We start from the raw sequence: 20,966 nt of genomic DNA, 5'->3' as shown, positions 1-20,966 counted from the left end.
ATGGTGGTGCAACCGCAACTGACCGGAGGCCCCATGCGCCGCCAGAGCCCGTTTCTTCTGCTCGTGCTGCTCCTGCTGACCGCCTGCGGGAGCGGCGGGCAAGAGGCCTATCCGGCGCTTGTGCCCGCCGACACGCTCCTGATCGAGGAACCGCTCACCCCTTCGCCCGCCCCGGTGCTTGAGGCGCGTGCCGCCGCACTGCGCGCCCGTGCCGCGGCGCTGCGCGCCGAAACGCCCTGAGCCCCGCAGCGCGAAGACCGGACCGCCCGGCCACGGGCGCGTTGCAAGCCCGCAGCCAAACGGCTAACAGGGCGGAAAGCACATCAGACGCACGAGGTTCCCATGTCCGCCCCCGACGCATCCCCGCTCCGCCTCGGCATCGCCGGGCTCGGCACCGTCGGCATCGGCGTGGTGAAGATCGTGCAGCGCCACGCCGAGATGCTGGAGGCCCGCACCGGCCGCAAGGTGGTGATCACCGCGGTGAGCGCCCGCGATCGCACCAAGAACCGCGATGCGGATCTTTCGGGCTACGCCTGGGAGGTTGATCCGGTCACGCTGGCCACGCGCGACGACATCGACGTGTTCGTCGAGCTGATGGGCGGGCATGAAGGCGCGGCGAAAGACGCAACGATGGCCGCGCTGAAGGCTGGCAAGGATGTGGTCACCGCCAACAAGGCGCTGCTCGCCCATCACGGGCAAGCCTTGGCCGAACAGGCGGAGAATGCGGGCCGGGTGATCCGCTATGAGGCCGCCGTCGCGGGGGGCATCCCGGTGATCAAGGCGCTCACCGAAGGCCTCGCGGGCAATCAGATCCGCCGCGTCATGGGCGTGATGAACGGCACCTGCAACTATATCCTGACCCGGATGGAGACCGCGGGCCTGCCCTATGAGACCGTGTTCGAAGAGGCGCGGCAACTGGGCTATCTCGAAGCCGATCCGCAGCTCGACGTGGGCGGCATCGACGCGGGCCACAAGCTCTCGATTCTCGCCGCCATTGCCTTTGGCACCAAGGTGAGTTTCGAGCATGTCGTGCTTGAGGGCATCGGCTGCATTTCCATCGACGACATCCGCCGCGCCGCCGACATGGGCTACAAGATCAAGCTTCTGGGCGTGGCGCAGATGACCGGCCGCGGCCTTGAGCAACGCATGACGCCCTGCCTTGTGCCCGCCGCCTCACCGCTCGGCCAGCTTCAGGGCGGCACCAACATGGTGGTGATCGAGGGCGACTCGGTGGGCCAGATCGTGTTGCGCGGCGCAGGCGCGGGCGAGGGCCCGACCGCCTCCGCCGTGATGGGCGACGTGCTCGACATTGCGCGCGGCACCCGGCTTGCGACCTTTGGCCAACCCGCCGCGCGGCTTGCCGATCCGATCCCCGCCGCGGTCTCGGCCCCCGCGCCCTTCTACCTTCGCCTGCAACTGATCGACAAACCGGGCGCGCTGGCCAAGGTCGCCGCCGCACTGGGCGATGCGGGCGTGTCGATCTCGCGGATGCGCCAATATGGCCATGCCGACACCTCGGCCCCGGTGCTGATCGTCACCCACAAGACCACCCGTGACGCGATCGACGTGGCGATCGCGGCGCTGCCCGCAACCGGCGTGGTGGATGGCGCCCCGGTCGCGCTGCGGATCGAGGAAGTCTGAGCCCGCGCGCAAACGGGCATCGGCGCAGTCCTGTGCCCCCGCCGGACCGACGCCGACTCTGACCGCACCGAAGCCAAAGACCGGACAAAAGACCGGGCGCGCGCAGGGCGAACAGACCCGCGCGCGCGGCCTTGCCCTGCGCGCGCGCACCGATCTTCTCTCTGCGCCACCCTTTTGCGCTGCATTTCGCCATTCACACGAAACCGGGATTTCGCGTTAGCGTTCACAGGGTTGTCACCCGGGGATGCGACGGATTAGCTGGGCGCGGCCCAACAATGAACAGGACAAGCCATGAGCACCCCGACCGATTTCAATGACCGACTGCTTTCTCTGGGCCTCGCCCGCGTTTCCGAAGCCGCAGCGCATGCCTCTGCCCGGCTGATCGGCCATGGCGACGAGAAGGCCGCGGACCAGGCCGCCGTGAACGCGATGCGCGAACAGCTCAATGCGCTCGATATCAAGGGCGTCGTGGTGATCGGCGAGGGCGAACGCGACGAGGCGCCGATGCTTTATATCGGCGAGGAAGTCGGCACCGGCGAGGGCCCGGCGGTGGATATCGCGCTCGACCCGCTCGAAGGCACGACCCTGACCGCGAAAGACATGCCCAACGCGCTCACCGTGATCGCGATGGCGCCGCGCGGCACCATGCTGCATGCGCCCGACGTCTATATGGACAAGCTGGCGATCGGCCCGGGCTATGCCACCGATGTGGTCAGCCTTGAGATGACGCCGACCGAACGCATCGCGGCGCTGGCGAAGGCGAAGGGCTGCAGCAATCAAGACATCACCTGCTGCATCCTTGAACGCCCGCGCCATGAGGCCCTGATCGAGGAAGTGCGCGCCACCGGCGCCGCGATCCGGCTGATCACCGATGGCGATGTGGCGGGCGTGATCCACTGCGCCGAACCCGATGTGACCGGGATCGACATCTACATGGGGTCGGGCGGCGCGCCCGAGGGGGTGCTCGCGGCCTCCGCGCTCAAATGCATGGGCGGTCAGATGTGGGGGCGGCTTCTGTTCCGCAACGACGACGAACGCGGCCGGGCGCGCAAGGCAGGCATCACCGATCTCGACAAGATCTATGCGCGCGACGACATGGTGCGCGCCGATGTGATCTTTGCCGCGACCGGGGTGACGAACGGCTCGATCCTGCGCGGCGTGAAGCGCAACCCGAAGTTCATCGAGACCGAAACGATCCTGATGCGCTCGAAAACCGGCTCGGTGCGCCACGTGATCTATCGCAACCCCATTCGCTAAGGGAGACGCGGGGGCTGCCGCCCCCCGCACCCCCCGCTTTTTCGTGGGGGCCATGCCCCCACACCCCCCGCCTGCCCCTCTGGCGGGCGTTTCTTTTTTTCGATACTCCGGGTGCATGAGTGCTTTTCTGACTGTCGAGGCATCGCTGACCGGGCGCCGCTGGGTTGGCCCGACGATCGAAGCGGACCGGCTGGCCGAGGCGATGGCCCAGGCCACCCGCCTGCCCTTGCCGCTTGCCCGCGTTCTGGTGGCGCGCGGCGTGACGCCCGAGGATGCCGCAGGTTTTTTGGAACCGACCCTGCGCGAGCTTTTGCCGGACCCGCACCGGCTCAAAGACATGCAAAAGGCCGCCGCGCGGGTTTTGCACGCGCTGGAACGGCGCGAGAAGATCGCCGTTTTTGCCGATTACGATGTGGACGGCGGCGCCTCTGCGGCGCTCCTCATGATCTGGCTGCGCGCCTTCGGGCAGCCCGCCACGCTTTATATTCCCGACCGGATCGACGAGGGCTACGGGCCCAATGTGCCAGCTATGGAAGCGCTTGGGCGCGATCATTCGCTGATCGTCTGCGTTGATTGCGGCACGCTTTCGCATGAGCCCGTGGCCGCGGCCAAACCCGCGGATGTGGTGATCCTCGACCATCACCTTGGCGGGGAGACCCTGCCCCCCGCGCTGGCCTGCGTGAACCCGAACCGGCAGGACGAAACCGGCGATCTGGGGCATCTCTGCGCGGCCTCGGTGGTGTTTTTGATGCTGGTCGAGGCGAACCGGCAATTGCGGGCCAAAAACGTCAAGGGCCCGGATCTGATGGCGCTTCTGGATCTCGTGGCGCTCGCCACCGTGGCCGATGTGGCACCGCTTGTGGGCGTGAACCGGGCGCTGGTGCGGCAGGGGCTGAAGGTGATGGCGCGGCGCGAGCGCCCCGGCCTTGTGGCGCTGTCCGATGTGGCGCGGATCGACCGTCCGCCCACCGCCTACCACCTTGGCTTCCTGCTCGGGCCGCGCGTCAATGCGGGCGGGCGGATCGGCGCGGCCGACCTTGGCGCCCGGCTTCTCGCCACCGAAAACCCGGCCGAGGCTACAGCCCTTGCGGAACGGCTCGACCGGCTCAATGCGGAGCGCCGCGAGATCGAGAACCGGGTGCGCGATGCCGCGCTCGCCCAGGCCGAGGCGCGCGGGCTCGACGGCCCGCTCGTCTGGGCGGCCGGGGAGGGCTGGCATCCGGGCGTGGTCGGCATCGTCGCGGCCCGGCTGAAAGAGGCGACAAACCGCCCCGCGGTGGTGATCGGGCTCGACGGCGGCATCGGCAAGGGCTCGGCGCGCTCCGTCGCGGGAGTCGATCTTGGGGCGGCGGTGCAGCGCGTGGCGGCCGACGGGCTTCTTGTGAAGGGCGGCGGGCACCGCATGGCGGCCGGGCTGACGGTGGAGGAAGGGCAGATCGAGGCGGCGATGGCGCGGCTCTCGGACTTGCTCGCGCGGCAAGGCGCGGGCACGGGCGGCCCTGCCGATCTGCGCCTCGACGGCTTGATGATGCCCGGCGCCGCAACGCCCGCGCTTGTCGAAGACCTCGAGCGCGCGGGCCCCTTCGGGCAGGGCGCCCCCGCGCCGCGGTTTGCCTTTGCCGAAATGGCGATTTCGGGCGCGCGACGGATCGGCGAGAGCCATTTGCGGTTCTCCTTTGGCGATGGCATGGGCGCCAAGCTTGACGCCGTGGCCTTTGGCGCCTTTGACGGCCCGCTTGGGCCGGTGCTCTCGGCGGGCGGCGCGGGGCGGTTTCATCTCGCGGGCAAGCTCGAGATCAACAGCTGGGGCGGGCGCAACCGGGTGCAGCTCCGCCTCGACGATGCGGCCCGCGCCTGAGCCCTCCGTTAACCCTTGTTTTTGCGTGTTTTTCGGGAATTTTACGGGATCGCAAAGAAAGTTTGGGAAAACTGCAAAAACCCTCTTGCGCCTCACGCGCGGCTGGCCTAAACACCGCTCCACGCCGCACAGGAACGCACTGAAGCGGCAACGGTGGCCCGTTCGTCTATCGGTTAGGACGTCAGGTTTTCAACCTGAAAAGAGGGGTTCGACTCCCCTACGGGCTGCCACTTACTCATTTTTTCGCTTTCCTTTCAATAGGTTGGGACATGATCGTGTCCAACCTTACGGGAAGGTTGGACAACTTTTGTTCCGCTTCTGTGCTGGACAGCCCGACAAACCCGCTATCTGCAAGCCGCGAACGATCCGCCTTCTTGGTGTAGGTCGCGCCTTCCTTGTTGGTCTTGTGAGCCATCACGGCGCGGATTTCGTCGGGTGACTTGCCCGCGTTCGCCATCAGGGTTGCAAGCGACTTTCGCAGGCCATGCGCCGAACAGAGCGGGTTGCCTGCGGCCTTGCACTGGTCCTTGAACCAGTTGCCCAGAGTCGTCGGCTTATAGGCCAAGCCGTTGCCATGCGTGACGAACAGAAACTGGTCGCGCGGCACATGGGCCAGTTCGGCGGCAAGTTCTTCATGGATCGGCAGATCGGCCCCGATCCCCGTCTTGCCGCGCCTGTAGGTGATCCGATCACCTTTCACGTTGCGCCAGCCCATAGCCGCCACGTCTTGCCGCGACGCGCCCGTCCAGAGGAACAGCATCATCGCCAGCCGGGCCTTGCTGCCCGTCGGGTGGTGTTCCTTGAATCGGGCAATCTCCTGATCGGTCCAAGTGTGATAGCCGTCCGCGTTTTCCTTGCGCCTGTCGGCATATCGGGCAGGGTTGAACGTCACGCCCATTTCCCGCTTGATCGCAAAATTGAACAGCATGGAAAGGTTCTTCTTGACGGTGTTCGCAGCGGTCGGGCCAGACTTCCTGCCCATAAGCGCCTCGACGTGGCGGGTTCCGAATTTCGCAAAAGGCAGATCGCCCGCGACGCCGCGCAACCAGTCCAGTTCGCCCCGGATGCTGCGCTTGCGGCTTTCCGACAGGTTCCGATACTTCGGGCTGGCCAGATACTGTTCAATCAGCCAAGCCAAGGTGCCTTGGGGCGTTGTGCTACGGTTGGGGGCCTTCGCCCCTTCAATCGCCGCGTCATAGGCAGCGCGGAATGCCACAGACCCATAAGGGCCGGGCAGATAGCCCGTGAAGCCCTTGCTGCGGAACCGGAAGCGGGTCTTGCCGTGCTGATCGACGATCCGGGTCACGCCGGGAAACGGGTTCTTGCGCGCGGTCATTTCAACAACCTATCACAAGGGTTTGCCCCGCTTGCAGGGTCAGAGTTCCCGGCGAAAATGACGTGGGTTCCGTCCGGTTTGACTTCGATCCTGCCTTCATCGAAGCCAGCCGCCTTCATCGCCTTAAGATAGCGAGTCAGGTCAGCTTGCTTCAGAAGGGCAGGACGGTTTGCCATCAGGGCGTTACCCTGTCTGCGGCACGGGCAAGGGCCGCGATGGTCGAAGCGGACAGCCGTGCATGGATTTGCAGATCGCCCCGGAAGAATTCTTCGGGCGGACCATACTCGATCAACACGTCCAGAACGGACTTGGGCAGCGGTGTGAATTCTTCCGTCTGAAGGTGGATTTCGCCGCTGAAGCGGCGCTGGTCGATGCTAATCCAAGTCCAGCGGAAGGTTTCTTCAAAAGCCGCCGGACCCTTCCGGGCCATGCCGAAAAGGGCTGCAACTGCATCGGTGAAGGTATGTTCTTGGTCAAGGAACGCAGTCAGGGGCGCACCGATCGTTTCGAGTTCGGCCCTGCTTTGCACAATGTGTTTGTGGTCGCCGTAGGACACCGAAGCGTCAGCCAAGCGAAGAACGGCAACGTGCGCCTTCTGGGGTGGAAGCCCACTCAACAAGGCAATCAGCAGGTTCGCAAGCGCGGCATCGCTGATCGTGGGAAGTTCCTTGGCGCGCGGCAGTTTGGGAAACTGGTCGTTTTCCCGGATGCGGCGCAAGTATTCATAGACTTCCTTGAAGGGAAGCCCCGTCGCCTTTGCAAGCGCGTCTGTGATTTCGTCCGTGAGGCTCACCAGATTCACCCTTTTGGAATTTCTCACAACGTAACTTGGATAGCGTCACCTTGCAAGTGGGAAAACTCCCAAAACAGCCGGGGGAACGCCTTGCTGCCTTGGTTTGCGGGGTGCAGCCGAACGGTTGCCCGGCTGCGCCCTTTGTCAGTTCTTCCACCTCACACACCCTTCGATGTGGCGAAGCTGATGCTGCCGGGCCGGGGGGTGCTGGCGCGGCGGATGCGGCTTTCCAGATCGGCAATGGCATTGGCCATTTCCGCATCGGTGCCATACTCCACCCGACGGCCATCCATCATCACCACGCGGGTTGCAGCGGCGCGCGCCCTGATCAGGGCGTCGCGCAGGGTTTCCAGTTCGGTCGGGTCGATAGCCATCAGCCGTTCCGATACCAACCGCGATGGTCGATCCATGCTGCGCCAAAGTCCAACCGGACCTTGATCATCATGGCGTCAACCTCGAAGGCGACGGTCGTTTCCACCTGCGGGCCGGGTGCGCCTTCAAGATAGGCGTATTCCAGACCGTCGATGTTCGCCGGGTCCGCCGCCAGATACCATTGCGTCGCATTGGTCAGGCGCGGCTCCACCAGAAGCGACAGCTTGGCGAAGGGGTTCACGTCGTTGACAGCCGTCGCGTTCAGCGTGGTCAGCAACTGTTCCCCGATGGTTTCGTATTCCGGCGGCACGATCAGATAACGGGGCGCGGCGTTGACCGGCATCCCGTTCGCCGAAGTCTGTTTCCGCATCCGCACCCGCCCGGCGTTCAGACTGGTGACGCTCGGCGCGGAAGCCGCGTCCACGTTGTTGTGCCCCGCGACAAACACCGCCAGCCCGTCGCCCATGATCGGGTTGCTGGTCAGGGCGGTGACAAGCTGCGTGTTCTCGAATTCACGCGCAGCGATGCCCATGCGGCGGCTGAAGTCCGCCAGCGCCCCCAGATCGTCGTTGATCCACATCTGGCGCGTGTAGGGGATCATGCTGCCGAAGGTCTGCAAGGTGTTCGTGTTGGCCGACTCGGCAACGGACCCCATCGGGTATTCGCCGCCTTCCAGAACCCGGCGCAGGGGCGGAGCATCGCCCAGCATGTATTTCGTCTGCACCTTGAAGTTCGGATACTGCGTCTGGCGCGCAGCGGGGCGCAAACCAGACGGGGCAGCATCATAGGCGGTGCGAAGGCTGCGCCCGGCGCTATCGCCAAGGATGCCCGCCAGATCGCCCGTGACCATGCTGCCCGCGCGGGTGAACACCTGCGCGTCGGACACACCCTGCACCGTCTGGCCATGCCGCTTCATGACTTCCCGCACCACGTCGGGCAGGCGCATGTTCGCATACTGGCGCGCGGGGGCGGACAGTTCATGCGCCGGGTTCATCCGGGCATGGATCGCCTCGCCCATGCGGGCGGTGAACACCGCCGGGTCGTTGTGGTCGAACGTGATCTGCGCCGTGGTGCGGGTCCGGGTCTGCGCCTGACGCTGCGCCATTGCGGCGAAGGCGAGTTCCCGCGCCGCTTCCGGCGTCGCCTCGGCGTCGATCTGCGCGTCGGTCCAAGCCCGGTCCAGCCCCGCCAGTTCGGCGATGCTGCGAATCTCGGTGTTCATTTCAGCGCGGGTTTGCACCTGCACTTCTTCTTCGGTGGTCGGCATGGTGACTTCTCCATTTCTGAAATGTGCGCCGGGATCGGCGGGAACGGGAACGATGGACACTTCAATCGGCGTCCATTTGGTCGCGGTGCGAACCCGCTTGGTGCCGTCTTTGGCTTCGCGGGTCTGTTCGATGGTGTAGCCAATCGACAGCCCGCGAAGGGTGCCATTGGCAACGTCGGTCATCACGGCTTGCGCCGGGGTGGATTCGCGGAACCGGATCACCACAAGCAAGCCTTCGGGCGTCATGCGCGCCGCCTCGATCACGCCCAACTGATCGCGGGTCGTGTCGCGGCGGTGCCCGTCCAGCACCGGGGCACCGACAAGCCGCGCCAGATCGACGCCACGCAGGTCCAGAACCTCGGTATAGCCGGGCCGGGCAACCGCTGCCCCGGTCGAAACGATTGCCTCAATCGTCCGGGCTTCCGCGTTGAAAGTGGCGGGACGCATGTTCGCCGCCCGAAGATGAATGGTCATGGCTTCGGTTCCCGGTTGTCAGCGGATCGTGCCGTCAAGCAGCACCTGCCCCACAGTGTCCGCCGCAAGGGCAGCGGCAAAGGCGGCACCGATCATCTTGTTCGTGCCAACCGTGGTGGTCACGGCGCGGGTGGCATTGTCCCAGTAAAGGTTCTGGCCGATGGTCCACGCCTGCGCGGCGGTCTTGGTCAGGGTGAAAACGCCCTGGCGCACAAGCACCACGTCGGCACCGGACGCGGCGGCACCTTGGGCCACGCCGATGATCGAACCGACTTGCGCCACTTGCCCCGAAGTCAGGGCATAGGGCGCGGGCAGCGTGACGTTGTTGCCCGAATAGAGGGAATTTCGCATTTCAGACTCCTGTGGGTTTGGTTGCGCGGGCGAAGGTGTCCGCCGCGATTTCTTCGTCCAGTTCTTCGATATCGCGGCCACGGCCTGCGACCACTTCGGCGCGGGATTTCAAGCCCGCTTCAATGGCTCGGATATCGGAATTCGCTTCCTTCAGCGGGTCCACCCATTGCCAGCCGGGGGCAACGAATTTGACGGCGCGATAATCGGCCAATTCGGCTTCGCTGGCGCCGATTTCACCCGCCAATGCCTTGGCGTCGATCCAGCGCCGCCACAGCGGGCGCAGCAACTGCGCTTCGATCAAGGTCCGTTGCAGCATTTCGGCGCGACGGCGGAATTCCAGCAATCCGACACGGGCACTTGAATAGTTGGTGCCCGACAGATCGCCCGTCACCTGTTCATAGGTCAGCCCGACACCGACGGCGATTTCGCGTTGCTGGCCCTTTACGAATTCGACGGCCTGCGACAGACCCTGACCGGGCTGCGAGAATTCAACCTCTGCACCGAAGGGCAGAACGCGCATCGCGCCCGGTTCTAGGCTCACGTTCAAGCTACCGTCGGTCGACTCGAACCCCGCCGTGCCGCCTTCGGCGTCGCGCACAAAGCCCGTCATCAGGCTTTGCACCTTCAGCGTCATCAGCATGGCGTCGGACGCGGCGTCGAAGTCCGCCAGTTTCAGCAGCACCGGGGCAAGCCAAGAAATGCCGCGCACCTGACCGGGGAAAAGCTGGTCAAAGACGTGCAGCACTTCCCGCGCCGGAACCCGCACCGCCTGCCCCACCATCCCGAACGGGGTTCCGGGGGCATCGGGCAGAATGTGATAGGCGACGATCCGGTCGCTTGCGTCAAACTCCACCCCGGCAACGATCCGCGCGCCGTTGCCCAGATCGCGGGTCAACGACGGGTCGATTTGGTCGGCGGGCAGCGCCAAGGAACCAAACGCTGCCCGTCCTGATCCGTCGGCGTCGCCGCCACCAACGGATGTTCTGATAAACGCCTCACCGTCGCGCACCAAGGCGCGCACCGCGACGGGCAGAAGGGCCAGCATCTGCCCTTCAAACTCATTGTTCAGCGCCCGCCGCGTTGCCGGGTCCGGGTGCTGCGAAAGCGCCTGCCAGCCCTTGCCCGCGAGTGCCGCAAGCCACGTTTCCACGATCCGCGCCGCCGTCGGGTTGTTCATGGACAGCGCCGCCGCACGGGCCTTGGCTGGCGCGCGGGCCGCAAGGATCGACGCTTGCGGGGCGTTCATCATGGGCGAACCCTGCCAGCGTCGCCCACCGCCGCCAGCTTCGATCTGGCGCTTCTGGGTCGGCCCCGTCATGCGGTCGAAAAGGCGGGCAAGGAAACTCATTCTGCCCCGCTATCCACGCGGTGCATGGTCACGACATGGGTTTCAAGGGGCAGCTTCGCGCGGCTGTGAACCAGTTTGGCGACGGCCTCAAGGTCGATCAGAAGCCCATGGAACACGCCTTCCTGATCGACCAATTCGTGAAGGTCGGACAGGTCCGCGCGCAGGTATTGCGCGATGCGCCCTTCCAGATCGTCGCGTTCGGGCAAGGGCCAGAACACATAGCGAACCTTGCTATGCGTTGCCCAGCTTTCGATGCGCCGCCGTTCTTCGGCTTCAGCTTCAGGCGAGTCAGCCTTGATTGCGACGGAACCGGGCAAGCCCATCAGCTTTGCGGTCGCGTGATGCGCTGCAAGCCCAGAGAACGCCTGCAAGCCCTTGATGCTGATTCCGCCTTCGGTCAGCCGCTGCATGATCGTCATGCGAACCACTTCGCTGATCGAAAATCGCGCGTTCCGCTCACCTTCGATCTGGGGCAGCAAGCCGCGCTTGCGCCAGTGCCGTTGCAGGACCGGGTTCACGCCGGAAATGTCAGCAGCTTCGCCCGCGCTGAATTCTGCCTGATCGGTGTATTCGATGTGATTGTTCGACACGGCGCGCCCTCACGATGTGGTTTCGTCAGAGCGTGAAGCATGATCGGCATAGTGTCAACTATCACCATGCTTGCTTAAGTCGTTTCATGCTTGCTTGACGGGGTGCAATCGGCACAAAATCTGGTAGCGGGCAGACCCTGCGCCCCGAACCCTACACCTGAAAGCCGAATCATGAAGAAAGACGAACAAAGCCTGAAGGCGCTTCAATCGCTGGTTTTCGGCCATCCGACTGACCCTGACACTATTACCGGGGTGAGCATGACCACGCTGAAAGAATTGGCGGGAATGAAGCTGATCGAATTCTTGCCGCCACTTGATAGCGGCAAGCAACTGGTCAGGATCACAAGTGACGGAAAGCGGGTGTTGGATTGGGCAAAGCAAGGCAGGTAGGGGTGACATTGTGAAGAAAGACGAAGCGGAGCAGGGCATCCGGCACCTTTGCGGCCTTTGGGCCAAGGAAAAGGGATATCGGCAAACGTCCGATGAAATGCCAAGTTTCAGCGAATTCGCCGGTTGGGTGCGTGATCGCTATCCGCAATACTTGGATTTTCGCAGCCGCATGGGCGCGATGTATGACGCCGAAGCGTGGTTCGACGAGGAATTCAGGCAGACTTGGCGGCGCTGATCTTCAACGCTGCATCCAGCTTGACGCCAGCACCGGGGCGCGCTTCGGCGCTGGCGCGGCTTCGGTCGAAAGGTCTGCGCGGCGCTGGTCATAGTCCAGATTGAGCAACGCCCGCGCGGCGAAGGCATAGACCACACAGTCAAGCGCCTCTGCCCGCCGCCCCGGTATCCGAACGAAGCTGCGCGTCGGCTGGCCACGGGTGTAGCGCACCACAGACCGTTCGGACGCCAGTTGTTCAAACCAGACCGGGGGCAGATCGGCCGAAAACCGGAAGCTGCCTGCCTGCGCCAGCCGCCCGAACAGTTGCAGTTTCACCGTGTCCACACCGATTATCCACAAGCGCGCGCCCGTCTTGGTGGTCGATCCTGCCCGTTCGATCATCGGACGGTTGCCGGGCGCGCCCTTGATCGCCAGCACCTTGCGCCGCGTCCGGGGCGTGGCAAAGGCGGTGACGTGGTGCATGGAAACCCCGTCGCCCGCGTCAATCGCGCAGGCGTCCACCCCGATCTTGCCGCCAAGCGCATGGGGAAAGCGGGCACCGATCAGCCCGTCCAGTTCGACCCACGTTTCTTCGGCGTCATACTGCCCCCAGATCACCCGATGCCCCAGCACAAGGGCCACGCCGCCTTCGGTCCAGCCCAGATAGGTGACTTCTAGGCGGTCGTGTTGCACGTCCACCCCAACCGTAACCGCCAACACTTCGGCGGGAACGGCGGCAAGCCCGAAGGGTTCGGCGCGCGCCATCAGCTCATCTTCGGCCAGCTCATCCCCGGCGCTGCGCCAGCCTTGGCCAAGGATCGTGTTGACGAAGGTTTGCAGCGTGGTCGGATCGTCCTTCGCCTGGACGAATTCCGCCGCCAACTTGCCCCATGCCGCGTTCGAGTGCAGCGATATCAGGGCATTCATGCGGAACCCGGCATGGCCCCGGATTTCTGGCCTTGTGGCGCGCCACTGGCCAGCCGCGACCATATCCGGCTTGTGCCGTTCCGATACCTCTGCGGCGCAATGCGGGCAGCGCCAGCGGGCCGTTTCGGGCGCGCCTGCATCCCAGACGATATCGGGCCAAAGTAGTTCGCTCATGGCCCCACATTCGGGGCATGGCACTTCATAGATTCGGGCGTCGGATTGGGCATAGGCGCGCAAAACATGGCTGGTTTCGTCGTGAACCGGGGTGCTGCCCAGAACGATCTTGCGGTCGGGAAAGGACATGGTGCGGCGTTCGGCCAGAAGGATCGGCGACCCTTCAGCGGTCGACTCCATGCCGTCGGCTTCGTCCATGAACAGAACCCGGACGTTGTGACGGCGCAGGTTGCGGGGTGCCTTTGCCGCCACCACTTTCAACGATCCGCCGGGGAAACGGCGGGACAGAAGCGTGTTGCGCCCGGACTCGTCCTGTTCATCAGACAGGGCAGCGGCAAGCGCCGGGGAAGCCCCGAAGATCGGTTCGATATCTGACACCATGTAGTCGCGGCAATCGGCTTCAGCGGGCAGAAGGCAAAGGATCGGCGCGGGTTCATTGGCGACGAAGGACGCAAGGGCGCTGGTAAGAAGCGTGGTAAACCCCACCCGGACGGGCTTCACCAGAGTCACCCTTTCGATTTCAGCGTCGCCTATTGCGTCGGCAATCTCGCGCTGAAACGGCCAAAGGCGAACCGGGCCGGGCAAGGCGGACACCCCGTCGGGCAGAACGATTTCCCGTTCGATCCATTCCGACAGGCGCAGGCGCGGCGGGGGGATCAGGGCGCGCAGCGCCTGCTTCGTGATCTGGTCAAGCGTCGGCATTGCCAAGTTCCTGCAAGGCGTCGCGCAATTCGCGGTCGATCATCGTCACGTCGCTGGTGGTCAGGTGCTGCATGGACTGGCGCAGCCGGGAAGGCACCGCCAGAAGCCGGGATCGAAGGGCGCGCAGGGTATCGGACCACGCCCGTTCCACGTCGCTCGCCGGGACGTATTCGCCGCGCAGGACGGCGTTCTTCAGGGCCTGCGCGTCGGCCTGTTCCCGTGCCAGCCGCGCCCGTTCGCTGGTCAGGTTCAGCACCTGTTCTTCGCCGCCGCGCCCGCTTGCCGTCTCGCGCAGGCTGGCGATGTAGCGGCGGGTGCTTTCTTCAAGGTCATAGGCATCATGGCCAAGACGGACCACGATATCGCGCTTGCCAAGGGTGGTCAGCATCCCCGGCGTAATGCCGAACAGGTCGCAAAGGTCGGAACCGCCAATACGATGGACGGGCTTGTCGCCCCCCAGCCCCGGCAGTTCCGACATGATCCGCATCTTTTAACCCCTTGTAAATTCTTGCATAGCTTCAAGCATCGCGCCTCTGCCCCCCGTATAGGTCAGGGCCGGGAAGGACCCGCGAAGGTCACGCGCTGCCCGCTGGTCTGGCGCTGGCAAGCGCGTGATCTGCCGCCGAAGGCAGGGTGCAGACCCGTTCGGCGGCGCTCGTGCAGCAATGCGCCGCCATCTGCCCGCCGAAGGTCAGCGTCATGGCGCTGACCACTTCGGCATGGGCACCTGCGATGATGCTATCCCAAGGCATCCCGCTTTCGCGCATCAGCGCCATGCACTCGCGGATGCAGGCTGCGGCTTGGTCCGCAGCCGCCTGCTTCAGTTCAAGGCGTTCTTGGTCGGTCATGTCGCTGGTCCTTGTTCGGTTTGGGCAGCGCCGGGAAAGGGCAGGACGGCGCAGCGTTCGGTCAGGATGATGCACGGCGGATCGCCGCGCTTGGGGCGGTCTGGCATGGTGAGCCATCCCGCATGGGCCAACTGATCCAGCGCACGGCGCGCGGTGCGCTGCGATGTGCAGATCGCCTTGGCGAAAGCGTCGGTATCCGGGGCACGGGCCGTCCCGAGGAAGTCGGCAATCAGGACGGTTGCCAGCGCCCGCGCTGCCGGGGACAGGCCCCGGTCGTGCATCACGGCGCGCAGCCATCGGTCATGGGCTTGTTCACGCATTGGCGCGCCCCTTGGCCTTCAGGGTGAACACCCGCGCCCATTTCTCGGACAGCATGGCTTCGATGCTTCCGGCTTCAGACGGGGGGCGACGGAAGGGCAATCCCCATTCCCCAGCATTCTTCGGCGCAATCTGCGCGACGTTCGGATGCCCATGCTTGGCAAGCCAGCGGTTCCAATCGTCCACCGCGTCGCTGTCGGGCTTGATCGGGAACAGGGGGCGGTCCCACTTTTCCGAAGTCATTGCCCGGTCAAAGTTGGTGAAGTCCATTCGGCTTGAAGGGCGCTGCGAATTCAGCGTTTCGGACGGCTGGCCAGCCCTTTGGATATTCTTTGGGTCAGCCTTTATATAGGAAGGTGCAGATTTGCCCCCTTTTCCGCGCATATCTGCCCCCTTTTTCGGTGCCCCTTCATGATCCGCAAGGGGTGCAGGATTGCCCCCTTTTCCGGGCTTCTTGGTTGATGCTTGCGCCGCTTTCGGGCGATCATGGCCAGACGCTTCCGGTCCCTTCGGACAGATCAACGGCACCACGTTGTTGCCGCCCAGAAAGAAGATTTCAGACCGATTCCCGCGCCCGCGTCCTTCGGTCCTGATCAGCCATCCCGCCGCCGCCAGATCGCGCAGGGCGCGCTTGATGGTATCGACAGACGTTGCAAGGGCTTCGGCAAGCGTGTCCGTGCCTGGCGCGCAATGGGCGGTCTCGTGATGCGAAAACTGCGTGGCGAGAACGTGGGCGAGAAGCCGGGCCATCGGCGACAGATCAGCGTCACCCGTGATCGCTTTGAGCCATCCCCAGCGGGCGCGGTTCCAGTTGCCGTTCTGATCGACGCGCCTTGCAGCGGCGGGCGTGTCGGTGTAATCTTCTGGCTGAAGCTGCAATGCTTTGACGTTCGCCCCGGATGCGCCCGCCAGCGCGCCGGGGTTTTCGTTTTCGACACCCGCGAAACGGTTGGACAAATGCCGAATTTCGCCATTGTTTTCAATGGGGCAGTCAGAGTGGGTTGGACAAGCCAAGTCCCTTGATATTGCTAGAGAAGTGCCCTTCCCTACGGGCTGCCACTTCCCGCCTTAAGTTATTGTGTCGCATGGAGATTTTCCTTGTGCTTGCTAACCTTTCAAAGGGGTTAGCAGATTTCGGGGTGTTGGCGGTGTCGCGCAGCTTCTCGAACGCGCTTTGAGCGAGCAGAACTTGGTCGGCTTTCGCCGTGTAGCGACGCACTTCTGCATCGGTCTTGTGGCCGGTGATCGACTTGATTTCGTGAGGGGGGCAACCCGCCTCGGCCAAGCGCCGGGCACAAGCCTTGCGCAGGCCATGGGATGAGCAGTTGGACAGCCCCGCCTCGTCGCAGCGATCCCGCATCCAGTTTCCGAAGCCAGCCGCCGAGCAGGGACGGCCGTACTCCGTCAGCAGACAGGTGGGGGCGTTCTTGGGCAAGTCGGCCAGCGAGGATTGCAGCGCCGGGGTGATGGGGATCATCAACGGGGGGGGCGGTCTTTTGCTGACCGACCCGGATCATTCCGTTGGCAACTCCCCCCCCATCCGAACAACATCTGACCACCGCTGCCCGGTCTGAGCATCAGCATTAGGGCCAAACGCGCCTTGGTTCCGGGCTGGTGGCGCGCCTCGAACTGCGCGATCTCTTCCTCGGTCCAGTCGTGATAGCCTTCTCCATCGGACTTGTAGCCCTTCATCCCCGCCATCGGGTTCGAGGGGATCATGCCGATATCCACGGCGAAGTTCAGAAGCAGGCGTAGCCGCTTCATCAACGTGTTGGCCGCTTCTGGCGTGGCGCTGAGCTTGGCCAGAATGGCGGAGGCGTGCTTGCGCGAGAACTGCGACACGGGCAAGTTGCCGTTTTTCGCGCAGAACTTTTCAAGGATGACCCGGTAGTTGCGCTTCGACCTTGGGCTGAGCTTCGAATAGAGAGCCGACCCGAGGTGGAGCTGCAGCAAGTCGCGGAAGGTGTCTTTTGCAGTCGGCATTTTAGCTTTGGCCCGCTCCAGCTTCTCCCCCTCCACCGCCTTTGCATAGGCAAGCAAGAACTCGGGGGGGCCGACCGGCAGCGGCAGAGCTATGCCCTTGCCGCCGTGCGGCTTGTAATCGGCGCGGGTCTTACCGTGGCGATCCTTGTAGACGTGCAGATGCACGAATGAGACTTCACGTTTGCCCATGTCATACCACTTTGTCGCAAGGATATTCAGAAAGCGAAGGACTGGCCTTGCCGCCTGCACCAGTTCGATGGTGAAGCTCCCATCAGGTTCGACTTTTAGCGCGGCGGGTTCCTTTTCCTGCCCTGCCACCAGTTGCCTTTGCGGTTGAAGCCCGGCGCCGCGTTCCGCTACTTTGGGCCCATGGCACGCAAGACCGGCTCCCATTCCGAAATCACCGGCCCGCGCATCCGCGCCGAGGCCTCGCGGCTTTTTGCCCGGCACGGCTTTGCCGCGGTCTCGATGCGCCAGATCGCGGCGGCGGTGGGGGTGCAGGCGGGCGCGCTCTATCTCTACACGCCCGACAAGGAGGCGCTGCTTTTTGATCTCTTGAAGACGCATATGGAGGAGTTGCTGGCCGCATGGGCGGAGGCGCCGCGCGGCGCCGGGGCGCTCGGGGCGCTGGAAACCTTTGTGCGGTTTCACATCCGGTTCAACCTGATGCGGGCGGAGGCGGTGTTTTTGAGCTACATGGAACTGCGCAACCTCAATGCCGCGAATTTTGCGGTCATCGAGGCGCTGCGGGGCCGCTACGAGGGCGAGCTTGAGGCGATTTTGAAGGCCGGGCAGGCCGAAGGCGCGCTGGCGCTGCCCGATACCAAGCTGGCGACGATGGCGATCATCGCCATGCTCACCGGGGTCACGACATGGTATCGTGAGGGCGGGCGGCTCGACCGCGAAACCGTCGAGACGATTTACTGGGATATGGTGCGCAAGGCCGTGGCGGCCTGAGCAGGCAGCTCAGGCGTTACTTGTCGGCATTCCAGAGCGTTTGCGGGCCGCGCGGCCGGGTCACGACGAAATTGGAAAAACGCAATTTCGAGCTCAGGCCCTGTTGGGTCCAGGTCTTGCCGTCGAGCAAAAGGGCCTTGTCGCCGATGTCAAAGATCGGAAAGTAAGGAAAGGAGCTTTCCAGCACCACCGCCATGTCGCCCGGAGCCAGCAGCGGAATGCGGTCATGTTCGGCATTGATCGACGTGGCGGTTTGCAGGTCAACCCCCGTGGTGGCGGTGGTGTAGGAGTTCGTCAGGGTGAAATCCTTGCTCACGCCATCGCAATTGTCTGTGGTCTTGGCGCTGCACGAGATCAGCGTGACCCTGAGCCAGGTGCCATCGGCGTCGCGCGTGTCAGAGATGTAGTCAAAGACCTTTTTGAGCCCGGTCACATAGGTCGGGCCAATGGCATTGCGCTCCCGCGAGATCAGATCGGCGACGGTATAGGAGGCGCGCAGCACCTGGGCGCGCATGCGGAACACGTCATAAAACTGGAACGCGACCGCATACCAACCGAGCAGCAAGAGGCTGCCAAAGAGCCCTTCGAACGCCACCACGCCATCGGTCTTGCGCCAGAATCTGCGAAGAAAACGCATCATGTCTGATCAGCTCCCCGGACGCGGTTCGTTGACGAAAGCGGTCATCGACACAAGCGCCACCTGTCCCCCCGCGTCGCGGGTCAGCGCGGAGGCCAACGGGTTCACCTCCATCATCGTGTCGATTTTCAGGCAGGCGCGCAGGATCATCATCTGGTTCGGCTCGCCCGCCTGAAGCTGCGGCGAGAGCGCTGCCGCCGAGGTGGAATCGGTGCACATCACCTCGGAGGCGCCGGTGCTGGTCCAGGTGGTGGTGTCGATCGGAAACACCTCGATCGCGAGCCGGTCCATGCAATTGCCGATAAAGCCCATATTCTCGCACACCGAGCGCTTGAGCGTGTCGTGATCGGGCAGATCGTCGATGCCAAGCCGCAAAATCCGCGTTGTCATATCCACGCCGCGGTCGAGCAGCGTCTGCTTCACCGTCAGCATTTCCAGCTCGACGCTTGCGGTCATCAGCCCGATGAAAAACACCAGCCACATGAGCGCCGGGATCGTGACGGCCCCCTCCTCGGCACGCAGGCGCACAACCATCCGGTTTGTTTCGAGGCGAGGCCGAGGCGGCGTTTGGCGCATCGCGGCCCCCTCAGTTGGTCAGCCGCAGCGCGTTCACCGCCGCGGCGATGGAGGCGAAGGCGTCGTCGATCTGGTCGGTGTCGATGTCATAGGCATAGGTTTCGGCGGTGGCGCAAGACGCGAGCAGTTCGATACTCGAGCTGGGGGCATCCACGGCCATGGTGAAGATCGTGATGTTCTGGTCTTTCGCCGCCGTGCACAGCGCATCGAGGGAGACGTCTTTGTCGCCCGAGGCCGACTGGATCGCCATCAGATTATAGATCTTGCTGTAGGCCGTGGAGCTGCTCCAGCCTTTCCAGCTTGCAATCGGCGGCACAAGGAAGGTCGAGATGATCGTGTAGAGCTTGTCGTTGTAATTCCAGACCGTTTGCCAGGTGATCGGGTGGATCGTGCCTGACAGGTTCGAGGACCAGGTCTTGTTCCTCATGCTGTAATAGGGGGCGCTTTTGCCGGGCACATAATAATAGAGATAGTTCCAGTAGGAGGAATTGCTCGACGAGGCAAAAGCCGTCGCGCTCTTGGTGGAGACAAAATACCCCGAATAGACCCCGGCATTGCCGGTGCGGTAATCTGCCCCGGTTGAATAAGCAGAGGTGTTCTGGCCGTCGGTCATCAGGACCATCACCTTGAGGGCGATATCGTCGATGTCCTGGCTGCCGTCGTCATAGGAAAAAGGCCGCCCGTCGAGGTCAGAGCTTGCCTTGCCTTTCGCGATCATCGCATCAAGGATCGGTCGCGCGGCCGGGTCGAGCAGCGCAAGCCCCCACCGCGCGCCGAAGTCAATCGAGGTGTTGCCGCCCGCGCTCAGGCCCGCAATCTTTGATTTGAGCGCCGCTTCGCTGTTGGAAAACGCAATGATCTCGGACTTGCTGTTCTCGACGCAGTTCGACAGGCTGCCGGAGTTGGGATAGCTGTCGCCATGCATGGTGCGCAGCAGCGGCGTTGTATCCGAGATCTGGAAATCGCCTTCTGACAGCAGTTCCACATCGGCGCAGGTGTTTTCCGTGTGATCGGTGGAGAGATTCAACAGCGAGGCAAAATCGCTGCCCAGCACCACCTGCTGGTTATAGGGGATGATCGACATCGACAACCGGCCCGGGGGGGCGCCCTCGGGCTGCACCGTGTCGAACATGGTGTTCACGAAATTGCTGGCGGCATTGCGCAAACGGCTGATCTTCGTGCCGCTCATGGAGCCGGAAATATCGAGCACCAGCGAGATTTCCACGTTGCCCACGGATTCGAGCGCCTGGCTGTGACCCGCGGTCGAGAGCGCCTCCATCCCCACCAGCGGCCCGAAGATCGTCGGCATCTTGTCGGTCGTGGTGACCGTGACGCGGCGCCATTCGTCGAAATTGCCTTTTTCGACGGTGGTGGTGACTTTCAGCGCCCCGAGGCCGGCTTTTTCGAGGTAGTCCTGCACCACCAGTTCGGGATCGAGGTTTTGCGAGAGCGAGGCGGCGGCGAGGGCGGCGCGATCAAGCGTGTTCTGGATCACCGCGCGGCGCTCCTCGACCCGCACGAAGTCGATCGCGACCCCGGTGCAGATCATCATCACGACAAAAAGCTGAAGCGAGAGGATCAGCAATCCGCCCTCTTCGTCGCGCAGGATGCGGGTGATCCGGCGCCGCAGGGAACGGGGCAGGAGAGCCTGAGGCATGCGGAACTTGCGCGGTTGATGCGCGGTCATGACGTCACACTCCGGTTCGGCGCGACTCGTAATACGGCGCGCGGAAACAATTTCACCCTCTCTTATCGAGGGGGAACGGGGCGGAAATGAGGCGTCATGAAGGCCGCTCCGCCCGATTGAGTGCCAAAGCCGCAACCGTCCGGGGCGCAGGGGCCGCGGGTTTCCCCGCGCGCCACAATCGGCCACAGGACTTTCCCGTCTCTTACCCGTTTCGTAACGACATCAACCTTACCAAATTCCTGATTCGTCCGGGGCAGGGGCGGAAC

The 20,966-nt window shown here is 63.9% G+C and carries 24 protein-coding genes and 1 tRNA gene; 8 read left to right on the top strand and 17 right to left on the bottom strand.

What is annotated here, in order from left to right:
* Window positions 1-33 precede the first annotated feature (33 nt).
* The 5 genes from ACFSM0_RS06075 to ACFSM0_RS06055 all read left to right on the top strand — a co-directional run bounded on the left by ACFSM0_RS06075 (window position 34) and on the right by ACFSM0_RS06055 (window position 4,986).
* Window positions 34-240: a hypothetical protein gene (locus tag ACFSM0_RS06075; RefSeq protein WP_377388328.1), complete on the top strand. Its 207-nt coding sequence runs from the start codon at window positions 34-36 to the stop codon at window positions 238-240.
* A gap of 102 nt (window positions 241-342) precedes the next feature.
* A complete protein-coding gene (locus tag ACFSM0_RS06070; RefSeq protein WP_377388326.1) occupies window positions 343-1,641 on the top strand; it encodes a homoserine dehydrogenase in 1,299 nt (432 codons plus the stop codon).
* A 291-nt stretch (window positions 1,642-1,932) separates the two neighbouring features.
* Entirely contained in the window at window positions 1,933-2,898 is a 966-nt protein-coding gene (gene glpX, locus ACFSM0_RS06065; protein ID WP_377388324.1) for a class II fructose-bisphosphatase, read from the top strand.
* 115 nt (window positions 2,899-3,013) lie between these two features.
* Window positions 3,014-4,756 (top strand): single-stranded-DNA-specific exonuclease RecJ, encoded by a 1,743-nt coding sequence (recJ, locus tag ACFSM0_RS06060; protein WP_377388322.1) that lies wholly within the window; start codon window positions 3,014-3,016, stop codon window positions 4,754-4,756.
* Between the two features lie 155 nt (window positions 4,757-4,911).
* Window positions 4,912-4,986 (top strand) — tRNA-Glu (locus ACFSM0_RS06055).
* Between the two features lie 5 nt (window positions 4,987-4,991).
* Here the strand turns inward: ACFSM0_RS06055 and ACFSM0_RS06050 are convergent.
* The 7 genes from ACFSM0_RS06050 to ACFSM0_RS06020 all read right to left on the bottom strand — a co-directional run bounded on the left by ACFSM0_RS06050 (window position 4,992) and on the right by ACFSM0_RS06020 (window position 11,287).
* Window positions 4,992-6,092 carry a tyrosine-type recombinase/integrase gene (locus tag ACFSM0_RS06050; protein WP_377388320.1) on the bottom strand — a complete coding sequence of 367 codons (1,101 nt, stop codon included), beginning with the start codon at window positions 6,090-6,092 and terminating at the stop codon, window positions 4,992-4,994.
* A 175-nt stretch (window positions 6,093-6,267) separates the two neighbouring features.
* On the bottom strand, window positions 6,268-6,885 hold the full coding sequence (locus tag ACFSM0_RS06045; protein ID WP_377388318.1) for a hypothetical protein: 618 nt from the start codon (window positions 6,883-6,885) through the stop codon (window positions 6,268-6,270).
* A 158-nt stretch (window positions 6,886-7,043) separates the two neighbouring features.
* On the bottom strand, window positions 7,044-7,259 hold the full coding sequence (locus ACFSM0_RS06040) for a phage head-tail joining protein (RefSeq protein ID WP_377388316.1): 216 nt from the start codon (window positions 7,257-7,259) through the stop codon (window positions 7,044-7,046).
* The gene (locus tag ACFSM0_RS06035) at window positions 7,259-8,998 is read right to left on the bottom strand and encodes a prohead protease/major capsid protein fusion protein (RefSeq protein WP_377388314.1); all 1,740 of its coding nucleotides are present in this window, start codon (window positions 8,996-8,998) and stop codon (window positions 7,259-7,261) included. The genes ACFSM0_RS06040 and ACFSM0_RS06035 overlap by 1 nt, the downstream gene beginning before the upstream one ends.
* Before the next feature lie 18 nt (window positions 8,999-9,016).
* Window positions 9,017-9,349 carry a DUF2190 family protein gene (locus ACFSM0_RS06030; RefSeq protein WP_377388312.1) on the bottom strand — a complete coding sequence of 111 codons (333 nt, stop codon included), beginning with the start codon at window positions 9,347-9,349 and terminating at the stop codon, window positions 9,017-9,019.
* A 1-nt stretch (window position 9,350) separates the two neighbouring features.
* Window positions 9,351-10,697, bottom strand: coding sequence for a phage portal protein (locus tag ACFSM0_RS06025; RefSeq protein WP_377388310.1), 1,347 nt, complete (start codon window positions 10,695-10,697; stop codon window positions 9,351-9,353).
* Entirely contained in the window at window positions 10,694-11,287 is a 594-nt protein-coding gene (locus ACFSM0_RS06020; protein WP_377388308.1) for a MerR family transcriptional regulator, read from the bottom strand. Before ACFSM0_RS06020 ends, ACFSM0_RS06025 begins: the two co-directional genes overlap by 4 nt.
* A gap of 171 nt (window positions 11,288-11,458) precedes the next feature.
* Here ACFSM0_RS06020 and ACFSM0_RS06015 point away from each other — a divergent pair, with 171 nt between their 5' ends.
* A complete protein-coding gene (locus tag ACFSM0_RS06015; RefSeq protein ID WP_377388306.1) occupies window positions 11,459-11,677 on the top strand; it encodes a hypothetical protein in 219 nt (72 codons plus the stop codon).
* 10 nt (window positions 11,678-11,687) lie between these two features.
* Window positions 11,688-11,912: a hypothetical protein gene (locus ACFSM0_RS06010; RefSeq protein WP_377388304.1), complete on the top strand. Its 225-nt coding sequence runs from the start codon at window positions 11,688-11,690 to the stop codon at window positions 11,910-11,912.
* A 3-nt stretch (window positions 11,913-11,915) separates the two neighbouring features.
* Here ACFSM0_RS06010 and ACFSM0_RS06005 read toward each other — a convergent pair whose 3' ends face one another.
* The 7 genes from ACFSM0_RS06005 to ACFSM0_RS05975 all read right to left on the bottom strand — a co-directional run bounded on the left by ACFSM0_RS06005 (window position 11,916) and on the right by ACFSM0_RS05975 (window position 17,161).
* Window positions 11,916-13,694, bottom strand: coding sequence for a phage terminase large subunit family protein (locus tag ACFSM0_RS06005; protein ID WP_377388302.1), 1,779 nt, complete (start codon window positions 13,692-13,694; stop codon window positions 11,916-11,918).
* A complete protein-coding gene (locus tag ACFSM0_RS06000) occupies window positions 13,681-14,172 on the bottom strand; it encodes a DNA packaging protein (protein ID WP_377388300.1) in 492 nt (163 codons plus the stop codon). The genes ACFSM0_RS06005 and ACFSM0_RS06000 overlap by 14 nt, the downstream gene beginning before the upstream one ends.
* 97 nt (window positions 14,173-14,269) lie before the next feature.
* Window positions 14,270-14,542, bottom strand: a complete 273-nt coding sequence (locus tag ACFSM0_RS05995) for a hypothetical protein (RefSeq protein ID WP_377388298.1) — start codon at window positions 14,540-14,542, stop codon at window positions 14,270-14,272.
* Window positions 14,539-14,862, bottom strand: coding sequence for a hypothetical protein (locus tag ACFSM0_RS05990; protein ID WP_377388296.1), 324 nt, complete (start codon window positions 14,860-14,862; stop codon window positions 14,539-14,541). The genes ACFSM0_RS05995 and ACFSM0_RS05990 overlap by 4 nt, the downstream gene beginning before the upstream one ends.
* Window positions 14,855-15,817, bottom strand: a complete 963-nt coding sequence (locus ACFSM0_RS05985; RefSeq protein ID WP_377388294.1) for a helix-turn-helix domain-containing protein — start codon at window positions 15,815-15,817, stop codon at window positions 14,855-14,857. Before ACFSM0_RS05985 ends, ACFSM0_RS05990 begins: the two co-directional genes overlap by 8 nt.
* A 34-nt stretch (window positions 15,818-15,851) precedes the next feature.
* Window positions 15,852-16,337: a tyrosine-type recombinase/integrase gene (locus ACFSM0_RS05980; RefSeq protein ID WP_377388292.1), complete on the bottom strand. Its 486-nt coding sequence runs from the start codon at window positions 16,335-16,337 to the stop codon at window positions 15,852-15,854.
* The gene (locus ACFSM0_RS05975; protein WP_377388291.1) at window positions 16,337-17,161 is read right to left on the bottom strand and encodes a site-specific integrase; all 825 of its coding nucleotides are present in this window, start codon (window positions 17,159-17,161) and stop codon (window positions 16,337-16,339) included. Before ACFSM0_RS05975 ends, ACFSM0_RS05980 begins: the two co-directional genes overlap by 1 nt.
* A gap of 51 nt (window positions 17,162-17,212) precedes the next feature.
* Here ACFSM0_RS05975 and ACFSM0_RS05970 point away from each other — a divergent pair, with 51 nt between their 5' ends.
* Window positions 17,213-17,800, top strand: coding sequence for a TetR/AcrR family transcriptional regulator (locus ACFSM0_RS05970; protein WP_377388290.1), 588 nt, complete (start codon window positions 17,213-17,215; stop codon window positions 17,798-17,800).
* Window positions 17,801-17,816: 16 nt separating this feature from the next.
* Here the strand turns inward: ACFSM0_RS05970 and ACFSM0_RS05965 are convergent, their stop codons facing one another.
* From ACFSM0_RS05965 to ACFSM0_RS05955, 3 genes are read right to left on the bottom strand one after another with little or no spacing between them, the layout of a single operon-like run.
* Window positions 17,817-18,440 carry a hypothetical protein gene (locus ACFSM0_RS05965; RefSeq protein ID WP_377388289.1) on the bottom strand — a complete coding sequence of 208 codons (624 nt, stop codon included), beginning with the start codon at window positions 18,438-18,440 and terminating at the stop codon, window positions 17,817-17,819.
* A gap of 6 nt (window positions 18,441-18,446) precedes the next feature.
* Window positions 18,447-18,971 carry a hypothetical protein gene (locus ACFSM0_RS05960; RefSeq protein ID WP_377388288.1) on the bottom strand — a complete coding sequence of 175 codons (525 nt, stop codon included), beginning with the start codon at window positions 18,969-18,971 and terminating at the stop codon, window positions 18,447-18,449.
* A 52-nt stretch (window positions 18,972-19,023) separates the two neighbouring features.
* A complete protein-coding gene (locus ACFSM0_RS05955; RefSeq protein WP_377388287.1) occupies window positions 19,024-20,700 on the bottom strand; it encodes a pilus assembly protein TadG-related protein in 1,677 nt (558 codons plus the stop codon).
* Between the last annotated feature and the right edge of the window lie 266 nt (window positions 20,701-20,966).

This window comes from Rhodobacter lacus, from assembly GCF_042683065.1.
GTDB lineage: Bacteria > Pseudomonadota > Alphaproteobacteria > Rhodobacterales > Rhodobacteraceae > Rhodobacter > Rhodobacter lacus.
This window is presented reverse-complemented; position numbering and strand designations above follow the sequence as displayed.

Bases quoted from the DNA above. Each gene is read 5' to 3' on its own strand.
- ACFSM0_RS06075 (WP_377388328.1), top strand. From the start codon at position 34: ATGCGCCGCCAGAGCCCGTTTCTTCTGCTCGTGCTGCTCCTGCTGACC.
- ACFSM0_RS06070 (WP_377388326.1), top strand. From the start codon at position 343: ATGTCCGCCCCCGACGCATCCCCGCTCCGCCTCGGCATCGCCGGGCTC.
- glpX (WP_377388324.1), top strand. From the start codon at position 1,933: ATGAGCACCCCGACCGATTTCAATGACCGACTGCTTTCTCTGGGCCTC.
- recJ (WP_377388322.1), top strand. From the start codon at position 3,014: ATGAGTGCTTTTCTGACTGTCGAGGCATCGCTGACCGGGCGCCGCTGG.
- ACFSM0_RS06050 (WP_377388320.1), bottom strand. From the start codon at position 6,092: ATGACCGCGCGCAAGAACCCGTTTCCCGGCGTGACCCGGATCGTCGAT.
- ACFSM0_RS06040 (WP_377388316.1), bottom strand. From the start codon at position 7,259: ATGGCTATCGACCCGACCGAACTGGAAACCCTGCGCGACGCCCTGATC.
- ACFSM0_RS06035 (WP_377388314.1), bottom strand. From the start codon at position 8,998: ATGACCATTCATCTTCGGGCGGCGAACATGCGTCCCGCCACTTTCAAC.
- ACFSM0_RS06030 (WP_377388312.1), bottom strand. From the start codon at position 9,349: ATGCGAAATTCCCTCTATTCGGGCAACAACGTCACGCTGCCCGCGCCC.
- ACFSM0_RS06025 (WP_377388310.1), bottom strand. From the start codon at position 10,697: ATGAGTTTCCTTGCCCGCCTTTTCGACCGCATGACGGGGCCGACCCAG.
- ACFSM0_RS06015 (WP_377388306.1), top strand. From the start codon at position 11,459: ATGAAGAAAGACGAACAAAGCCTGAAGGCGCTTCAATCGCTGGTTTTC.
- ACFSM0_RS06005 (WP_377388302.1), bottom strand. From the start codon at position 13,694: ATGCCGACGCTTGACCAGATCACGAAGCAGGCGCTGCGCGCCCTGATC.
- ACFSM0_RS06000 (WP_377388300.1), bottom strand. From the start codon at position 14,172: ATGTCGGAACTGCCGGGGCTGGGGGGCGACAAGCCCGTCCATCGTATT.
- ACFSM0_RS05995 (WP_377388298.1), bottom strand. From the start codon at position 14,542: ATGACCGACCAAGAACGCCTTGAACTGAAGCAGGCGGCTGCGGACCAA.
- ACFSM0_RS05990 (WP_377388296.1), bottom strand. From the start codon at position 14,862: ATGCGTGAACAAGCCCATGACCGATGGCTGCGCGCCGTGATGCACGAC.
- ACFSM0_RS05980 (WP_377388292.1), bottom strand. From the start codon at position 16,337: ATGATCCCCATCACCCCGGCGCTGCAATCCTCGCTGGCCGACTTGCCC.
- ACFSM0_RS05970 (WP_377388290.1), top strand. From the start codon at position 17,213: ATGGCACGCAAGACCGGCTCCCATTCCGAAATCACCGGCCCGCGCATC.
- ACFSM0_RS05965 (WP_377388289.1), bottom strand. From the start codon at position 18,440: ATGATGCGTTTTCTTCGCAGATTCTGGCGCAAGACCGATGGCGTGGTG.
- ACFSM0_RS05960 (WP_377388288.1), bottom strand. From the start codon at position 18,971: ATGGTTGTGCGCCTGCGTGCCGAGGAGGGGGCCGTCACGATCCCGGCG.
- ACFSM0_RS05955 (WP_377388287.1), bottom strand. From the start codon at position 20,700: ATGACCGCGCATCAACCGCGCAAGTTCCGCATGCCTCAGGCTCTCCTG.